This window comes from Armatimonas sp., from assembly GCF_031410135.1.
GTDB lineage: Bacteria > Armatimonadota > Armatimonadia > Armatimonadales > Armatimonadaceae > Armatimonas.
Genome location: NZ_JANNYP010000081.1, coordinates 27,819 through 44,420, shown reverse-complemented (window position 1 = coordinate 44,420; position 16,602 = coordinate 27,819). Strand labels below are relative to the sequence as shown.

Annotated in this window: 11 protein-coding genes and 1 pseudogene; 6 read left to right on the top strand and 6 right to left on the bottom strand. The window is 58.7% G+C overall.

Annotated features, from left to right (window positions below; translation table 11 throughout):
• Positions 1-223: pseudogene (locus RMO15_RS03090) on the top strand (hypothetical protein); the annotation flags it as partial.
• Positions 224-253: 30 nt separating this feature from the next.
• On the opposite strand, the gene RMO15_RS03085 reads toward RMO15_RS03090, so the two are convergent.
• Positions 254-1,153 (bottom strand): hypothetical protein, encoded by a 900-nt coding sequence (locus tag RMO15_RS03085; protein ID WP_309707693.1) that lies wholly within the window; start codon positions 1,151-1,153, stop codon positions 254-256.
• Positions 1,154-1,196: 43 nt separating this feature from the next.
• Here RMO15_RS03085 and RMO15_RS03080 point away from each other — a divergent pair, with 43 nt between their 5' ends.
• Positions 1,197-2,969 (top strand): TlpA disulfide reductase family protein, encoded by a 1,773-nt coding sequence (locus RMO15_RS03080; protein ID WP_309707692.1) that lies wholly within the window; start codon positions 1,197-1,199, stop codon positions 2,967-2,969.
• A 4-nt stretch (positions 2,970-2,973) separates the two neighbouring features.
• Here RMO15_RS03080 and RMO15_RS03075 read toward each other — a convergent pair whose 3' ends face one another.
• The 5 genes from RMO15_RS03075 to RMO15_RS03055 all read right to left on the bottom strand — a co-directional run bounded on the left by RMO15_RS03075 (position 2,974) and on the right by RMO15_RS03055 (position 11,721).
• Positions 2,974-4,344 (bottom strand): DUF1552 domain-containing protein, encoded by a 1,371-nt coding sequence (locus RMO15_RS03075; protein ID WP_309707691.1) that lies wholly within the window; start codon positions 4,342-4,344, stop codon positions 2,974-2,976.
• Positions 4,341-6,707: a DUF1592 domain-containing protein gene (locus RMO15_RS03070; RefSeq protein WP_309707690.1), complete on the bottom strand. Its 2,367-nt coding sequence runs from the start codon at positions 6,705-6,707 to the stop codon at positions 4,341-4,343. Before RMO15_RS03070 ends, RMO15_RS03075 begins: the two co-directional genes overlap by 4 nt.
• Before the next feature lie 119 nt (positions 6,708-6,826).
• Complete coding sequence (locus RMO15_RS03065; RefSeq protein WP_309707689.1) at positions 6,827-8,236, bottom strand: DUF1501 domain-containing protein; 1,410 nt, start codon at positions 8,234-8,236, stop codon at positions 6,827-6,829.
• A 5-nt stretch (positions 8,237-8,241) separates the two neighbouring features.
• Positions 8,242-8,844, bottom strand: a complete 603-nt coding sequence (locus tag RMO15_RS03060) for a hypothetical protein (protein ID WP_309707687.1) — start codon at positions 8,842-8,844, stop codon at positions 8,242-8,244.
• 6 nt (positions 8,845-8,850) lie between these two features.
• Entirely contained in the window at positions 8,851-11,721 is a 2,871-nt protein-coding gene (locus RMO15_RS03055) for a PSD1 and planctomycete cytochrome C domain-containing protein (RefSeq protein ID WP_309707685.1), read from the bottom strand.
• A gap of 90 nt (positions 11,722-11,811) precedes the next feature.
• On the opposite strand from RMO15_RS03055, the gene RMO15_RS03050 reads away from it, so the two are divergent.
• Genes RMO15_RS03050 through RMO15_RS03035 form a run of 4 tightly spaced genes read left to right on the top strand, consistent with a single transcriptional unit; the run spans position 11,812 to position 16,555 of the window.
• Positions 11,812-13,044, top strand: coding sequence for an extracellular solute-binding protein (locus RMO15_RS03050; RefSeq protein ID WP_309707684.1), 1,233 nt, complete (start codon positions 11,812-11,814; stop codon positions 13,042-13,044).
• A gap of 38 nt (positions 13,045-13,082) precedes the next feature.
• Entirely contained in the window at positions 13,083-13,940 is an 858-nt protein-coding gene (locus RMO15_RS03045) for a sugar ABC transporter permease (protein ID WP_309707683.1), read from the top strand.
• Positions 13,937-14,746 (top strand): carbohydrate ABC transporter permease, encoded by an 810-nt coding sequence (locus RMO15_RS03040; protein ID WP_309707682.1) that lies wholly within the window; start codon positions 13,937-13,939, stop codon positions 14,744-14,746. The genes RMO15_RS03045 and RMO15_RS03040 overlap by 4 nt, the downstream gene beginning before the upstream one ends.
• A 9-nt stretch (positions 14,747-14,755) precedes the next feature.
• A complete protein-coding gene (locus RMO15_RS03035) occupies positions 14,756-16,555 on the top strand; it encodes a hypothetical protein (RefSeq protein WP_309707681.1) in 1,800 nt (599 codons plus the stop codon).
• The last annotated feature ends 47 nt before the right edge of the window (positions 16,556-16,602 follow it).

Below are 16,602 nucleotides of genomic sequence, written 5' to 3'. Positions count from 1 at the left end.
CCGCCACGAAGCCCTCACGGTCTTCCCTAAAGGCAATATTACGGAGCTTGCCTATCAGTTCTGCCGCGATGAGCCGGGCATTGATATCGTGCTCTCCGGGACAGGAAACTCGGCGCACCTGGAGGCCAACACTAAAGCGCTACTGGGGCCACATGTGCCCCTTCATCAGCGCGAGACACTGATGCGGGTCTTCCAGGGGCTCGATAGTGTCTCAGGTAACTGAGTCCGACTTCTAGTTGAGGAAATCGGAAACCTATCCTGTTAGGGAAATGACATTGGGTTTCCAATCAAGTTTTTGGAGCATGGCAAGATACTCTTCTGGCTGCATCTCTTTGCCGCCATTGATCGCGACCAGCATCGCCTCCATGACATTGGTGCCAAAGGAGCGGCCCTCAAAAACAGGCGTGGTGGTGATCAGCTGCGCCACGCCGCGCTCTTTCAGCTCTTTCTGGTTCTCCTCGGTCGTGGTGTTGGTGAGAATGGTCTTGCCCTTCAGATCCTGGGGCATGTGGCGACGGATATAGAGAAAGTCACCGGCGATCACATCGGCCCACTCGTACCACTTGCCCCACTTTGGGACAATGTGATTCTGTTTTTCTCCCGTCGGGTAGAGAATCGAGAGTGGCAAGTGCACCACGATGGGCAGTAGAGTCCGTGCCACAACTTTAAAGATCTTGGGATTGGTGATACCGATGGGCAAATCTAGCCCGAACATCAAATCCCCAAAGCAGATCTGGCCACCACACGCAATCAGGGCCTCACTCATGCCAAAGCGGTCTACGGCAGAAACGATCAGGGTCTTCTTGTGTGCAAAGTCCACCACGCCGTTGCTCTGGAGCCACTGGACAGCGGCACGCTCCAGGGTATTCTTTAGCCCCGAGCCATCCAGCACGGGCGTTTTTTTCGCGCCCGCTAGAAGCTTTCTTGAAACTGCGAACTCGTAGCGCTTGCCCTCGCTCCAGAGATAGCGGTCCATACCCCCGTAGCCGATCGCGTCCACCATGCCATCTAGCTCCGCGAGCCGCTCCACGAACTTTTTCTCATCGCCATCGACGCCTTGGCGGCTAATCTCAAAGGTCTCCCCAAAAAACTCCGCCGTGACAGTCTTATCGCGCTTAGATGAGCCCAGAGAGAGGGAAATCACTCGCTTCATGGGCTCACTATACCAAAGGATTCTTTGGTATAGTACTTTCATCATGAATCTATCTCCAATTCTAATTGCCCTACTTGCCACACAACAACAATCTCTTCCGGCACAGAGTGTAACTGCCGCTCCCGCTCTCCTCCAGGCGGGTGATAAGCTCCCCGAGTTCACGGTCGATGGCCCCGCAGGACTACCCAAGGTGCGCTCGTCCTCGCTTAAGGGTAAGGTGGTCGTGTTGGACTTCTGGGCAACCTGGTGTGGCCCATGTAAGGCTGCGATGCCTCACTTAGAGGAGGTCTGGAAAAAACTCAAGACGCGCGACGATGCCACGGTGCTTGCTCTCTGCACTTCCGACGAGCGCGATAAGTTCGAAAAGTGGGTGGTGGAGAACAAAGAGAAATATAGCTTTCCCTACGGCTACGATCCGGCGGGCCGCGATAATGCCAAGAAACTCTCGCGCAATGCCTTTGGCGTAACCGGAATCCCGACGACCTTTGTGATCGGAAAAGACGGTCGAGTGGTCGAGGCGATTGTCGGCTACCAGATCGGCGATCATCGGCTAGAGATGGCGCTCAAAAAAGCAGGTGTCGATATTGGCGAGGTCGGCGGCGATGCTCCTCCTGCCCCAGCCCGTGATCCCAATGCGCCTAAGTCTGTTCCCGCGATGGCGCTCACGGTTCCTGGCATGATGCGCGCAAAACTCACTCTCGATCCTGTAGCGTTCTCACAAACCTACAAAGGCAAGCTGGGTCTGAAGTCCATCCCTGTCCCGATCCGCCTGAGCGAGACAAAACCCTCTGGCGTTCTTAAAGAGCCAAAGTACGACGTGCCGCCACGCTACGGAGCGATTACCATAGGAAATGGTCCCCGCTCGCAGACCACTGTCGTGCTCGCTGGAGACAAGCTCTTCGTGGACGATAACAACAACGGTGACCTGACCGATGAGGCTCCTGCAGCCTGGGACGGCAACACGATTATGCGTGCCCTGCGTGCCTCGTACGGAGTTGGCTCCAATGAGGCGCTGACACAGTCCTACACCGTCAATTTCTACGGCTCTGCTGACCGGGTGATCGCCCAGCGCAACGCGGCGGCGGCCGGGGAGCTCCAGATTGAGGGGAAGGCGGTCAAAGCGCTCCTCGTGGATAGCGACAGTGATGGTGTTTTCCTCCCCTCCCCCACCGCGCCTGTCTACCTGGTGCTTGACCTCAAAGGAACAGGAGCGATTGACTTTACGTCGTACACCTTTGATATTGCAAAGCCCATCGAGATTGGCGAGAAAGTCTACCGTGCAATCGTGGCTCCCGACGGCGGAAGCCTCACTCTCCTGCCAACCAACACTCCGCCCGCACCAAAGGCTCCCGCAGGCCCCGCGCTTCTCAAAGTGGGTGATCCAGCCCCAGACTGCGCCTTTGAGGCTCCGGATGGCTCAACCATCACCCTAGCCTCTCATCGGGGGAAAGTGGTTGTCTTGGACTTTTGGGCGACTTGGTGCGGCCCGTGTTTAGCCTCGTTCCCACATCTTGAGACCGTCTGGAATAGCATCAAAACCCGGAGCGATGTCACGGTGCTTGCCGCCAATGTCTTTGATGAGAGAGCCAAGTACAACGCTTGGCGTGCGACCAACAAGTACACGTTTCCGCTCGTTCTCGATCCTGCGGGGCGTGACAATAGCAAAAGCATCGCCAGGAACCAGTTTGGCGTATCCGGCATTCCGACATCTTTTGTGATCGGTAAAGACGGCAAGATTGCCGCAGTCATTATTGGTAATGGTGGAGCGAGCGACCACCGGCTGGAGGATGCCCTCAAAGCAGCCGGGGTCGAGTAGGGTTCTAAAACAACTGTGAGAGTTTTCCGGTGGAGTCCCCAAGGGTTTCACCGGGAATCCCGAAGCGATCTAGCATGGTAATCAGCAGGTTGCCCATGGGAGTCTTGTCTTCGTAGCGGACGTGACGCCCGGTCTTGATCACGCCGCCGCCACCGCCACAGAGCAAGATCGGGAGATCATTGTGGTTGTGCCGGTCGCCATCGCTGATTCCGCCGCCATAGACCAGCATCGTGTTGTCCAGAAGCGTGCGGCTCCCCTCTTTAATGCCCTGCATCTTATTCAGAATATAGGCAAGCTGCTCGACATGGTACTGGTTGATCTGGCGGAGCTTCTCCAGCTTTTCCTCAACCCGGCCATGGTGAGACAGATCGTGGTGGCCGTCTTTGATTCCGAGGTTCTGGTACGCATGCCCAGAGCCCTCATCGGCGAACATGAAGGTCGAGATACGCGTGATGTCCGCCTGAAAGGCGAGCACCATCATGTCCCCAAGGAGCTTGATCTGCTCTGGGTAGTCGGGATTACCCCGCTTCCCCTGATTGGGAAGCTGCGCGCTAAACTTTTCCGGAGTGGCTCCAGTGGCCTTGCGGGCGTTCTCTAAGAACGCAATTCGCCGCTCGATCTCCCGAATCCCGGTGAAATACTCATCAAGCTTCTGCCGATCATGCGCCCCAAGCTTCTTCTGGAGAGTCAAGGCATCCTCTTGAACGAAGTCCAGGATGCTCTGGTTGTAGCGCTTGCGCTTGGCACGTGCCTCCGCAGACTCCCGGAGATCATCCACACGGAACAGGCGCTCAAAGACGAGACGTGGGTCGGTCTCTTTGGCGACAGGCGATGTTTCGGAGCGCCAAGAGATCGTGTGCGAGTAGGCGCAGGAGTAGCCGGAGTCACAGTTTCCTGCCATCGAGCCACGCTCACAGCCAAGCTCTAGGCTCGGAAAGAGAGTTTGGTTGCCACGCTTGAGGGCCGCGATCTGATCGGCTGAGGGACCTGCCTTAATATCCGCGCCATTGGTCTTCTTCGGATGACAACCCGTCAGCCATGCTGCTGCCGAACGAGCATGGTCACCCGCGCCATCTTTTTGGGCTTCCGCGCCGTACTGGCTCAGGCCCGTTAAGACATTGAAGTGGCTCTTGAGGCCATCGAGGGGTGCAAGTGTCGAGGGTAACGTGCCCAGTGCGCCCTCCGTGCCAGGCAACCAGTGCTTCATGTTGATGCCATTGGGGACGAATAAAAACGCCATACGAACGGGAGCTTCGGGGCTAGTCTTGCCCCCTTTAGTTGTCTGGGCCTGTGCCACTTCCAGCCAAGGAAGCGCCATCGCGGTTCCCAGACCCCGCAGAATCGTCCGTCGCGAGATCAGTGTCTCATTGCTCATTGCTTTGCCACTTTCTTTCCCGATTCATCGCCGCGCCGCTCTCGAAACGGCGGGCTTGTGACCACGGCCTCGACAATTGCCGAGAACTTATAGCCTTTATTTTCTACCGATTTTGTCATGCTGTCAAGGTTGCAGCGATCCGTGCGCTCAATCCCACGGCCCAGTGCGTAGGTCAATAGCCTATCCGTAAGTGTATGGGTGAACTGACTTTTCTTCGTGAGCAGCACTTTCTTTAGCTCGCCAGGGCCGTTGAACTTGCTGCCGTCGGGGAGGACGCCAGATGTGTCAATTGCCTTCCCGCCATCGTTCATGCGCCAGCGCCCGATCAGATCGTAGTTTTCCAGCGCCAGGCCAATCGCATCCATCTGCAAGTGACAGTTGGCACAAGCCGGGTTTGTTCGGTGGATTTCGAGGCGCTTACGAAGTGTCTCAGCAACGATTGGGCCACCAGGCTTGTCTAGCTCAGGAACATTGGGCGGTGGCGGCGGCGGCGGCGTCCCCAGGAAGTTGTCCAAGACCCACTTGCCACGCTTCACCGGCGACGTTCGGTTGGGGTTACTGGTGAGGGTCAAGACGCCCGCCATTGCAAGGAGCCCACCACGCTGGTTGTCCGTCAGCGCCACCCGCTGAAACGCCTCACCTGTCACGCCGGAGATCCCGTAGTGCTCGGCGAGGGTCGCGTTGAGGTAGGTGTAGTTGGCATCCAAAAACTCCAGGACGCTCCGATCCTCCTGCACCACCCCGGTGAAAAAGCGCAGCGCCTCGGTCTCCATCGCCTTGCGTAAGGGCGGCTGGAACGTGGAGTCATCGGGCTGGACAACGGCAAGCTTGCGGAGCTGGAGCCACTGCCCGGCGAAGTTCTCCGCTAGCGCCGCGGCCTTGGGGCTCTTGAGCATACGCCGTGCCTGCGCAGTGAGCACCGTGGTGTCTTTCAGCTTGCCCTGATCTGCCAGTGCCAGCAGCTCGTCATCGGGAAGCGACGACCACAAGAAATACGAGAGGCGCGTCGCCAGCTCGTAGTCATTGAGCTGGCGTTTCGCCGTGGGATCGTTGGGCTTTGCATCCAGCTCGGGCCGGAAGATAAAGCTCGGCGACGAAAGAATGGCCCGAACGGCCAGCTGTATGCCCTCGGCAAACTCCGCGGAGGTCTTCTTTTCTCGAGCTAGCCGCGCGAGTCCGATTAGCTTGGTCTTCTCTTGTGGGGTCACAGGCCGACGAAACGCGCGCTTGGCAAGCCCCCCTAGAGTTGCCCACGTGGCATCGTCCCACGCCGCATCCGAGCTGTCTTTGGGGAGCACGAGCGCAATTCCGTGTTTCACACTCTCGGGAAGCTGTACCTCGATGTAGTTGATGTAGAGGTTGCGATCCTGGCCCTTTCGGCGGAACGGGAGGTCTTCGGGAGCCTGGTCGTTGTTGTTGAGAAAGGTTGCCCCGATCTTGTAGTTTCCCGCCTTGGGAACCGTGATCATGAGCTCGGAGAGCTGCGGATTCTGCGCGGTTGCAGGAACATCTATACTCTGCACCTGCTTCCCACTCAGGGAGACTCCCATCTTCACAGGACGCGGCTCTGCCTGCTGTCCGTAGGCCTGGATTCGCACTTTGTAGGTTCCCGCCGTGGGAAAGTCAAAGCTGGCCGTTGCTGTATCGCCGGTTCGGCCCAGCTCGTAGCCTTCGCCCGACTCGCCTCCTGCAGTGCCCAGTCCCGCCAGTGCACGCGCTGACACACGCTGCGCCGGAGGGCCATTGCCTGGTAGCACTACCGCGTCTGCCGCCACTTTCTCCGCCGCTGTCAGATACTTTTCCATCAGGAGCGGGGAGATGGAGAGCACATCGCCAATATTGTCGAAACCGTAGCCCACATCATCGTTGGGGAAGTCATCGGCAGGGCGAAGCGAAACCCCGAGCAGATCCCGCACGGTGTTGTTGTAATCCGCGCGATTCAGGCGGCGCATCGTCACCCGCCCGGGGTCGTTGATCTGGCAGTCTACTTGCGAAAAAAGGCTCTCTAGGGTCTCCCCAAGGCGCTTGCGCTCTGCCGTAGTGGGTTGAGGCATCCCCGCAGGCGGCATCCGCCCTGCCAGCACCGCACCGGAGACCTGCTCCCAGACCGCCCTATTTTTTAGGACTGCGGGAAAGGTCTTCTCTGCACTCAGGCTGACGCCCCCCGTACCTTTGGGAGCGGCATGACAGCTCACACAGTACTTCTTGACCAGCGGCGCGACATCCCGCTCAAAGCCACTCGTGCTCAAACTCGGTGCCGTCGCCTTTTTCGGTTGAGCCTGTGGCCTCGCCTCCATCGCCCCCATGGTGACAAGGGCCACCAGTGGCAAACAAAACAAGATCGGTTGACATTTACGGCTCATTCTCTTAAGTGTACCGAATTCTTTTTGCACTATTATCTAATAGCGATAAAAATGCCCTTTGAGTTCCTGAAATTTGCAGAAAAAAACAATCATCGGGATTTGGCACCGCCGCTATCTCGTTACACCAGAATATCTTTCACGACCCGCGCGGGTTCGACGCCGCTGAGCTTGGCGTCGAGTCCCTGGAACTTGATGGAGAAGCGCTCGTGGTCGATGCCAAAAAGATGAAGCATGGTGGCGTGCAGATCATGGACGCTGACGACGTTCTCGACGGACTTGTAGCCTAGCTCGTCGGTGTTACCGTAGGTGGTGCCGCCCTTGATCCCACCGCCTGCCAGAAAGATCGAGAAGGCATTGATGTGATGATCGCGCCCGTCACCCTGGCCCATAGGGGTGCGGCCAAACTCTCCGCCCCAGATCACGAGCGTGTCGTCGAGCATCCCGCGCTGCTTAAGATCCGTAATGAGCGCCCAGGTGGCTCTATCGCACTCAGTGGCGGCTTGGGTAATGCCGTTTTTGACGCCGCCATGATGATCCCAGCCACGGTGGTAGAGCTGGATAAAGCGTACGCCGCGCTCGGCCAAGCGCCGGGCGAGCAGGCAGTTGCTGGCAAACGTGCCGTCGCCGGGCTTATTGACTCCGTAGAGATCGAGAGTGGCCTGAGTCTCTTTGGCCATGTCGGTCAGCTCCGGCACCGATGCCTGCATCTGGAACGCCAGCTCGTACTGCGCAATCCGGGTCGCGATCTCTGGGTCGGTTTTCTCGGCGGCAAGCATCCCGTTGAGCCGCGCGATCTCTTCGACAACAAGCCGCTGCGTACTCTGGCAGACCCCCTCCGGGCTCCCGACATAGTGCACGGCATCGCCGCGTGTCTGCAATTGGACGCCCTGGAACTTGCTGGGCAGGAACCCCGACGACCACTGGCGCGCCGAGACCGGCTGCGCCCCGCCCCGTCCTTGCGACGTGAGAACGATAAAGCCTGGTAGGTTCTTCGTACTCGTTCCAAGCCCGTAGAGCACCCACGAGCCCATGCTGGGGCGGCTCTTCAGGATCGAGCCCGAGTTCATAAATGCATGCGCTGTGTCATGGTTGATCTGCTCCGTCACCATGGACTTGACCACGCAGATATCATCGGCGAGGCTCCCGATCAGGGGCAATGCCGTGCTAAGATACAGGCCACTCTTGCCGTAGTTCGTGAACTCATGCTGTGGTCCAAAGGCTTTCAAGACCGCGTTCTGGAGCTGAGCAAGCTGCTGACCATTGGTAAACGATGAAGGAAAAGGCTGACCATGTAGCTCACGCAGCTTAGGCTTCCAGTCCAGCGTCTCCAAGTGGCTTGGCCCGCCCGCCATGCAGAGATGGATCACCCGCTTGATGCGCGGTGCAAAGTCTGGCAGCTTCCCACTATCGGCACGAGCTTCTGCGCCAAACAATGCACTAAGGGCCAGTCCCCCGACCCCATAGGCGGATTGCTTCAAAAACGTGCGTCGGTTGACGCTTTGAATAAACTCTTCTTGATCGAATCTCATCGTGCTCACACATTTTCCTCACAGAGAGCCAGAACATAGCTCAGCGCTCCCAACAATCGCTCTGTGGTGGTCAGGCCGTAGGCACCACTCTGCCAGACAGCTCCCGATACCTCACGCTTGTAAAACTGCCAACCCGTGCCATTCGTCACGATGCCATAGGTCTCCTGGTGCTTGCCCTCCGCTGCATTCCGCTCGGCGCAGACCATCATCTCCACAAGACACTGCGCCATACCTTTTTCAAAGTTATCTTTCTTGGCTTCCGCGACGCAGAGAAGCGGCGTTTTGGGAAGCACACGCTGCGGGGCAATCAGGTAGTCCACGAAACCTCCTGCCGTCTCGCCACGTAGAGGCACTTCCTTGAAAATCTTGAGTTTAGGATAGTTCAGCGCAACTTCTTCAAAGATCACTTCAATGACCATCTGCTTTGCCATCTCGGAGAGCGTGGTATCAAAGACAAGCTCCAAACGACGGAATCGCTCGCGAAAAAAATCACTGGGCTCTTTCTCCTGATGCGGTATGTCCCAGGTGTGAATATTCTCAACTCCCAATAGCTCCAGAGCTTCCTCCAGGCTGAATCCAGAAAACTCTCGTTTCTTTGTCGTTGCCATGTCTACTTAGTACCTCGTGATCGTTTCGTGCAGGTTTAGGACGACGCGGCAGACGCTGGCCCAGCTTGCAAGTTCGACGGCATCGCCTTCGGGAAGGGGCGCGTTACCTGTCGCGAGGAATTTTTGGGCGTCCTCGGGACGAGCGGCGTATTCGGTGCGGACTTTGGCGAGAAAGGCGAGGAGTGACTTTTGCTCCTGCGGCTTCGGTGCTCGTGCCAGTGCCCGCTGGTAGATCTCAGTGAGCTTCGCGTCGTCGGTCTTAGTGCGTAGGCTGCCTGCAAAGACGCGAGCCGCCTCGACAAATTCCGGGTCGTTGAGGAGCGTGAGCGCCTGTTGGGGCGTGTTGGCATTAGTGCGCGTGCAAGACGGCTCATCACGGTTGGGGGCATCGAAGCTGGCGAGCATCGGGTGCAGAAACGTCCGCTGCCAGTGCATGTAGACCCCGCGCCGCCACTGTGAGTCATTCTTATCCGCGACATAGTTACGGTCAGGGAACTGCAATGGGGCGTAGTAGCCCTCGGGTTGGTAGGGCATTGCGGGTGGCCCTCCCACCGACGGATTCAGAAGCCCCGCGATGGCCAGCGCGTTGTCCCGGACGAACTCCGCCTCCAGCCGTCGTGGATTTTGGGAGGCCCAGAGCTTGTTCTGCGGATCTTTTGATTTTTGCGCTGCGCTCATCACCGACGATCTTCTATATGCCTCGCTCAGCACAAGCTGCTTCACGGCCCGCTTAACATTCCAGTCGCGCTGAAAGTCGGCGGCAAGCATGTCGAGCAGCTCGGGGTAGGTCGGTGGCTCGCCTTGCGCACCAAGATCCTCGATACTGGGGGAGAGTCCGACACCAAAGAAGTGTTTCCAGAGCCGGTTTATGAAGACGCGCGAGGTAAGCGGGTTGCTCTTGTCTATCAGCCAGTTGGCAAGCTCTAGACGACTACCCCCCGTTGGCTTGGGGAGAAAGGAAGGGGTCGCTGCCGTGACAACGGGCGCAGTTTCATCTTGCCAGTTGCCGCGTGGTACGACTCGCATTGTCAGGGGAGTCTTGGCTCGCTCCGTCACCATCACGGGCGTTCGCCCCCCTCGATAGCCGATGATCTCGGACTCCAGCGCCTTGGCCTTGGCAAACGCAGAGGCATCGGCGGCGGTCGCAAGGAGATAGTCGCGCGGCGTGAGGGCTTTGCCGGGAAGTGTCAGGTCGTCTGGGTCGCGCGGCACGAGAGGCGACGTGCTTAGGCGGAAGCAGGCAAGATCACAGCCCGGCAGGGTAACGCGCAGGCTCTCCCCCTCACCGAGCGTGATCGGCTTTTCGAAGCGATAGACTGCCGTCTGCGCAACCTGTGCCTGGCTGTCGGCCAGCTTCCAGCCACGGTGCACGCCCAGCAGTGCAAACGAGTTACGGTAGATCGGCTCAAACGCACTCGCGGCAGCGTGGCGGAGGGGAATATTTCTAGTTTTGCCGTCCTTGCCCACTATCGCCACACTTAAATTTACCGTCTCGGAGCGCACCCCCTTGCGGAAAAGACTGCCCTCCACAGGGTAAAGCTCCAGCCGCACGCTGGCAAACGAGCGATTTTTGAGTGCTAGACTTCGAACTTCGTCCGTGGCTTTGTTTCCCGTCAAGACAACTTTCTCGTCCGCTTCCCAGCCATCGGGGTTGGCTTGGACGTAGGCATTTTGCTCCCCCAGCCAGCTCTGGCTTACGGAGAGAGGCGCGGCGAGTGTCTCGATCTGCCCCTGAAGCTGCGCGATTCGCTGCTTGAGATAGCGGCTCTCAACGGAGATTTCGGGGAAGAACGGGTAGTCGTTGTTGACACCGCGCAGATCGGGGTTCGGAGTGTAGCCGTAGTCGGCATAAACGCCCCATTGTTTTACGTCGGCAAAGTAGGCCGCGAGTGCGTAGAAATCGCGCTGGGTGAGCGGGTCGAACTTGTGATCGTGGCACTCGGCACAGCCGGTGGTGAGGCCCATCCATGCCATACCGACCGTGCGAACACGATCCGTGGCGTACTTGTGGAGATACTCTTTGGGCTGCGCCCCGCCCTCGCGCGTCACCATATTGAGCCGATTAAAACACGTCGCCGTGAGCTGGCTCGGTGTTGGGCTGGGCAGTAAGTCCCCCGCAAGCTGCTCTCTGGTAAAGCGATCGAAGGGCATGTTGGCGTTAAATGCATCCACTACCCAGTCCCGGTAGGCCCAAGCGTTCATGTTCTGGTCGCCATGGTAGCCCACGGTGTCAGCGTAGCGGACGGCATCCAGCCACGGCACCGCCATGCGCTCCCCGTAGTGCGGCGAGGCGAGTAGCTCATCCACCAGTTTCGCATAGGCATCGGGCCGAGTGTCTGACACAAACGCCGCCACACGCTCCGGCCTCGGTGGCAGGCCCGTCACATCCAAGCTCACACGCCGAATCAACGTCGCCTTATCCGCCAGCGGCGCACGGGTGAGCTTCTCTTTAGCAAGCCGTGCCGTAATTATCGCATCAATGCCTGTGCCTACGCGTGGGCTGATTGGCTGGAAGCTCCAGTGACCTTCGTACTTGGCACCCTCACCAATCCAGCGCATCAAGAGCTGCTTCTGCGCCGACGTGAGAATCTTATGAAACGCAGCCGGTGGCATGGTTCCATCCTGCACCCGTTTCACCAGTACACTGGCAAGAATATCGCCTGAGATCACCGCGCGATTGGGCTGATCCAGCCGCAAGCCCGCTTGGCGTTTGTTTTTATCAGGGCCATGGCATGCAAAACAGTTGTCGGAAAGAATCGGGCGAATATCTCGGTTAAAGCGAACCGGCTCCGTCTTTTGGGGAGCGGCAAGTGCAGCAAAGCTCATCAGGCTAGCAAGGGCGAACACTGCCAGCTTGCCATGGGAAAGAGAGATCATAGGTGCATTGTAGACGCTACCAGAACCAGCGTCAATGCACTCTGCAATAAAAACCTTGTCCGATCTGTGCACTTGGGTTAGGATGTCGTCATGCGCTCCGTCGCCCTGCTCACTCTCGCTCTCGCTGCGGGCTGTACACACAATCCCCCAATGCGGCGGGGCTTACGGGTCTGGAGCATGTGGGGTGGTGATGAGGAGACGGTCTTTCGCAATGTTCTGCGTGCCTACGATCCCACGATGGAGAACCTACCGTCGGTTGCGGACGATAAAACCATCCGGGCCTTAGTCGCAGGCGCTCCACCGGATCTCTTCACTCTTAAAGACCCGTCGGCACTTGGAGCACTCGCGGCAAATCAAGCACTACGCCCCCTCGACGATCTCTTCACCGCCGCCGGGCTCAAAGACGCGGACTTCACCCCCGGCGCAATCAGCCAGTGTCGCTTCCGAGGCAAGCTCTATGCTATCCCCTACCTGCTCGATTGCATAGTGCTTCTCTACAACAAAAAGCTTGTCAAAGAGCCGCCGCGCACGCTGGAAGAGCTGGAGGAGCTGTGCAAGCGCCTGACCAAGCGCGATAGCTCGGGTCGGATCACCCAGATCGGCCTGCGCCCCCCCGAGGCCGTGCAATTACTCAGCGCGGTGGGAGCCACGTTTTGGGACGAAAAATCAGAGCGCCTCACGGCAGATCACCCCAACAATATCGAGGGACTGCGCTGGTACAAGCGCCTGATGGACGCGCAGGGAGGCAACGAGGCGGTCGAGGCGTTCTCGACAGGCTTTGCGGAGGACATGGGGGCCAGCAACCCGTTTTTCAAGGGCCTCGCCGCGATGGAGTTCTCTGGCCAGTGGAACGCCAACTGGGTCTTTAAGTACACGCCGGGTGAAGAGATTGGGGTCGCGCCGCTTCCCTATCCCGCAGACGCTCCCAAACTCGCAGGCACGGCCTGGCTGGGTGGAAACCTCTTCTGCCTGCCCCGCGAGGGCAAGCGCACCGACAATGCCTTTGCGTTTCTCCAGTGGAGCCAGACCAAGGCGGGGCAGCTCAAATTTGCCGAGACGATGCACGGCGTCCCCAACCAACGTGCCATTTTGCAGGAGCCCGCGCTACGAACGGGCGCTCCCTGGCGACCGCTCTTTGCGCGTTTTCTGGATCTGGCAAACACCCCCCGCGCCACCCACTTCCCCGTGCTTCCCGTCGCCGCGCTCTACCAAAGCGAGCTCACCGCCGCCTGCGACGCCGTGCGCTACGGGCGCAAGTCCCCGCAAGAAGCACTACGCACCGTCCAAACCAAGGTCGCCCGCGAGCTGGAGAAGTACCAATGAGGGCCTCAAATCCCCCCCGCCCGGCGGAGGATGGTGGGGTGGCCCTCCTCTTCCTGGCTCCCTGGCTAATCGGGCTTGTGGTCTTTACCATCGGCCCAGTACTCGCGACGCTCTATCTGAGTTTCACGGACTACCGCGTGCTCTCCCCACCGCGCTGGGTGGGACTGGAGAACTACAAAGAGATATTCACCGACACCGAGACCTTCTGGCCGTCTTTGGGAAACACTGCGTTTTTGTTTCTGGAGTTGCCGCTCTCGCTCGTTATCGGGCTGGCGCTGGCGCTCCTGCTCAACCAGAAGCTCAAGGGTATGGCGCTCTTTCGGACGATCTTTTACCTGCCCTCGCTGGTGCCCACGGTCGCCAGCTCGATGCTCTGGCTTTGGCTTTTAAACCCAGAGCACGGCCTCCTCAACGAAGCGCTGAGATCACTCCACATTCCGACGCCCACCTGGCTCGCCTCCCCGCTCTGGGCTAAGCCCGCCATTATCTTCATGGATCTCTGGGGCGTGGGCGGGAGCATGGTGATCTATCTCGCCGCGCTTCAAGGCGTCCCCCAAGACTACTACGAGGCCGCTGAGCTCGATGGGGCCAATAGCTGGCAACGCCTGCGCCACATCACACTGCCTTCTCTCTCACCCGTGATCTTCTTCAACCTGATCTTAGGTGTCATCGGGACATTCCAGTACTTCACCCAGACTTTTTTGATGACCAAGGGCGGCCCGGACAAGTCCACGCTCTTTTATGCGCTCTATCTCTACCAGAATGCCTTCGAGTTCTTCCGCATGGGCCTGGCCTGCGCGATGGCCTGGGTGCTGTTTTTGCTGACGATCCTAGCGACCTGGCTGGTGTTTAAATCGTCGGCGCGCTGGGTCTACTACGAAGGAGAGATAGCATGAAAGGGCTACGCTACGGCATTCTTATCGCGCTCAGCCTGCTCTTTCTGGCACCCTTTGCCTTCATGGTGACGACATCTCTGAAGTCGCCGGAGAAGATCTTCACGGCGACCATGGAGTGGCTCCCCAGCCCGGTTCTCTGGAAGAACTACCCCGATGCCCTCTCGCGCTTCCCGTTCTGGCGCTACGTCGGCAACACGCTCTTTATCTGCGCCCTGACGGTGCTTGGGACGTGTCTCTCATCGTCACTGGCTGCCTATGCCTTCGCCCGGCTACGCTTCAAAGCCCGCGAGCCGCTGTTCTTTATCATGCTGGCAACCATCATGCTCCCGGCCCAAGTCACGCTCCTGCCGACCTTTCTGCTGTTTCGTACGCTTGGCTGGTCGGGCTCCTGGCTACCCTTAATCATCCCCGCGTTCTTTGGCAACCCGTTTTCGATCTTTCTGCTGCGCCAGTTTTTCCTCACGATCCCGCAAGAGCTCTCCGATGCCGCGCGCCTCGACGGTTGCTCGGACTTTGGCATCTTCTGGCGCGTGATCCTACCACTCGCACGCCCCGCCCTCGCCACGGTTGGCTTGTTTGCGTTTCTCGGAGCCTGGACGGACTTCCAAGGCCCACTCATCTACCTCCACGACGAAAGCCAGTACACGCTCGCGCTGGGCCTGCAGTCGTTTCTCGGTCGCCACGAGAGCCAGTGGAACCTGCTCATGGCCACCTCAACCGTCATTACCCTCCCGATGATACTCGTCTTCTTGCTCGTCCAGAAGACTTTTGTCAAGGGAATTGTCCTCAGTGGTTTGAAAGGATAACATTTCGCAATGCTACTTCCCATACCCGCCGCACTCACCGCGCCTGCCACCACCTATGGCCAGTTTATCTCGCGTCAGTTTGCCACGCTCACTGCTGACGCGCCAAAACCGCCTGTCATTGAGACCAAAGGGCCACGGATTGAGCTTCCGACTTCCTTCAAGCCGCATCAACCCCAGATTGATGAAGACACTGAGGTGGTGCAGGCGATCTCGGATGGCAAGGGGCACTGGTATCTCGCCACAACGTTTGGGCTGATGCTCACCAATGGGAAAGACTGGTGGCAGCCGATTGACCACAAAGACGGCATGCCGCAGATTCGGATGACCAGTGTAGCGCTGGCTAGCAACGGCGATCTCTGGGGCGGAACGATGAGCGGTGTATGGCGGCTGCGGGAGGGCAAGTTTCGCTACTTTGCCAGCCGTCGCTGGCTACCCAGTGATAGTGTAAAGCGGGTCTGGTGCGACACAAAAAACCGCTGCTGGGTGGAGACGGACAAGGGCTTTGCCTGTCTCGAAGAGAAAGCCATGACTCTCGCGGAGAAAGCGGCGCACTTTGAGAACATCACGACCAAGTATCACAACCGGCGAGGCTATGTCTCCAACTGTAGCTACAAAGTGGCCGGAAAGCCCGAGCTGGGAACCGTTCACGACGCCAGTGACAACGACGGGCTCTGGACCGCGGTCTATCTGGGGGCGGAGTGCCTGCGCTACGGCGCGACCAAAGACCTGGCGGCAAAAGCTCTCGCGCAGAAGTCGCTGAATGCGCTGCTGGAACTAGAGCGCCTGCCGGGAATCTCGGGCTTCCCCGCCCGCGCCACAGTCACCGATGATGAGCTCAAGGCGGGTGTTACGGGCCTTGATCCCAAAGGCACCGTCAATGCCCCCGGCGAGACGGCGCTGATCTGGTTTCGCTCCCCGATTGAGAAAAATGTCTGGGTGAAGGGGGACACGTCCAGCGACGAGATCGACGGTCACTACTTCGCCTGGTTTCTTTACTCCGAGCATGTCGCGGATGCGGCAGAGAAAAAGCGCATCGCCGCGACGTGTAAGCGCGTGACGGATCATATTCTCGATCATAACTACACGCTCTGCGATCACACCACTCGCCCGACTCGCTGGGGCCACTGGGAGCCTGCGCTGATGAACGACAGCCCGCGCTGGAAAGAGGAGCGTGGGCTTAACTCGCTGGAGATTCTCTCACACCTGAAAGTGGCCTATCATCTGACGGGCGAGAAGCGCTACAACGATGCCTATGAGGAGCTGATCACCAAGCACCACTATCTCTTAAACGTACTCAACTACCGGCGCAACAGCCCTTGGTGGAAGCTCAACCACAGCGACGATGAGCTGGCCTACTTGGCCTACTACCCCCTGATGCTCCTAGAGAAAGACCCGGCGCGGCGGCAGATTCTCTCGCAGAGCCTCGCCAAGACCTGGGAGCCATCGCTGACGGAGCAGACGATCAAGGCCGAGGCCAGCCCGTTCTATAACTTCATGTACGGTGGCCTGACGGGCAATCCGTGTGATGTAGAGAGTGCACTTGTCACGCTCCAAGACTGGCCGCTTGATCAGACCGAATGGGCAATGAAAAATAGTACTCGGATGGATGTGACGCTACGCGTGGCACCCGGTGGTGGTCGCAACCGGACCGAGACCGACCGGGTACTCTCCCCTGCCGAGCGCCGGGTCACCCGCTGGAACGCCTGTTATTGGGAGGCCGATAGCGGCGGCGATGGTAAGGGCGCAGACGATCCCGGAGCCTGGCTCTTGGGCTACTGGCTCGGGGTCTACCATGGCTATCTCAAGTAGGGTTCGCGGAATCGCAGCGCTATCTCGTCTTTGAATTCTGGAGGAAT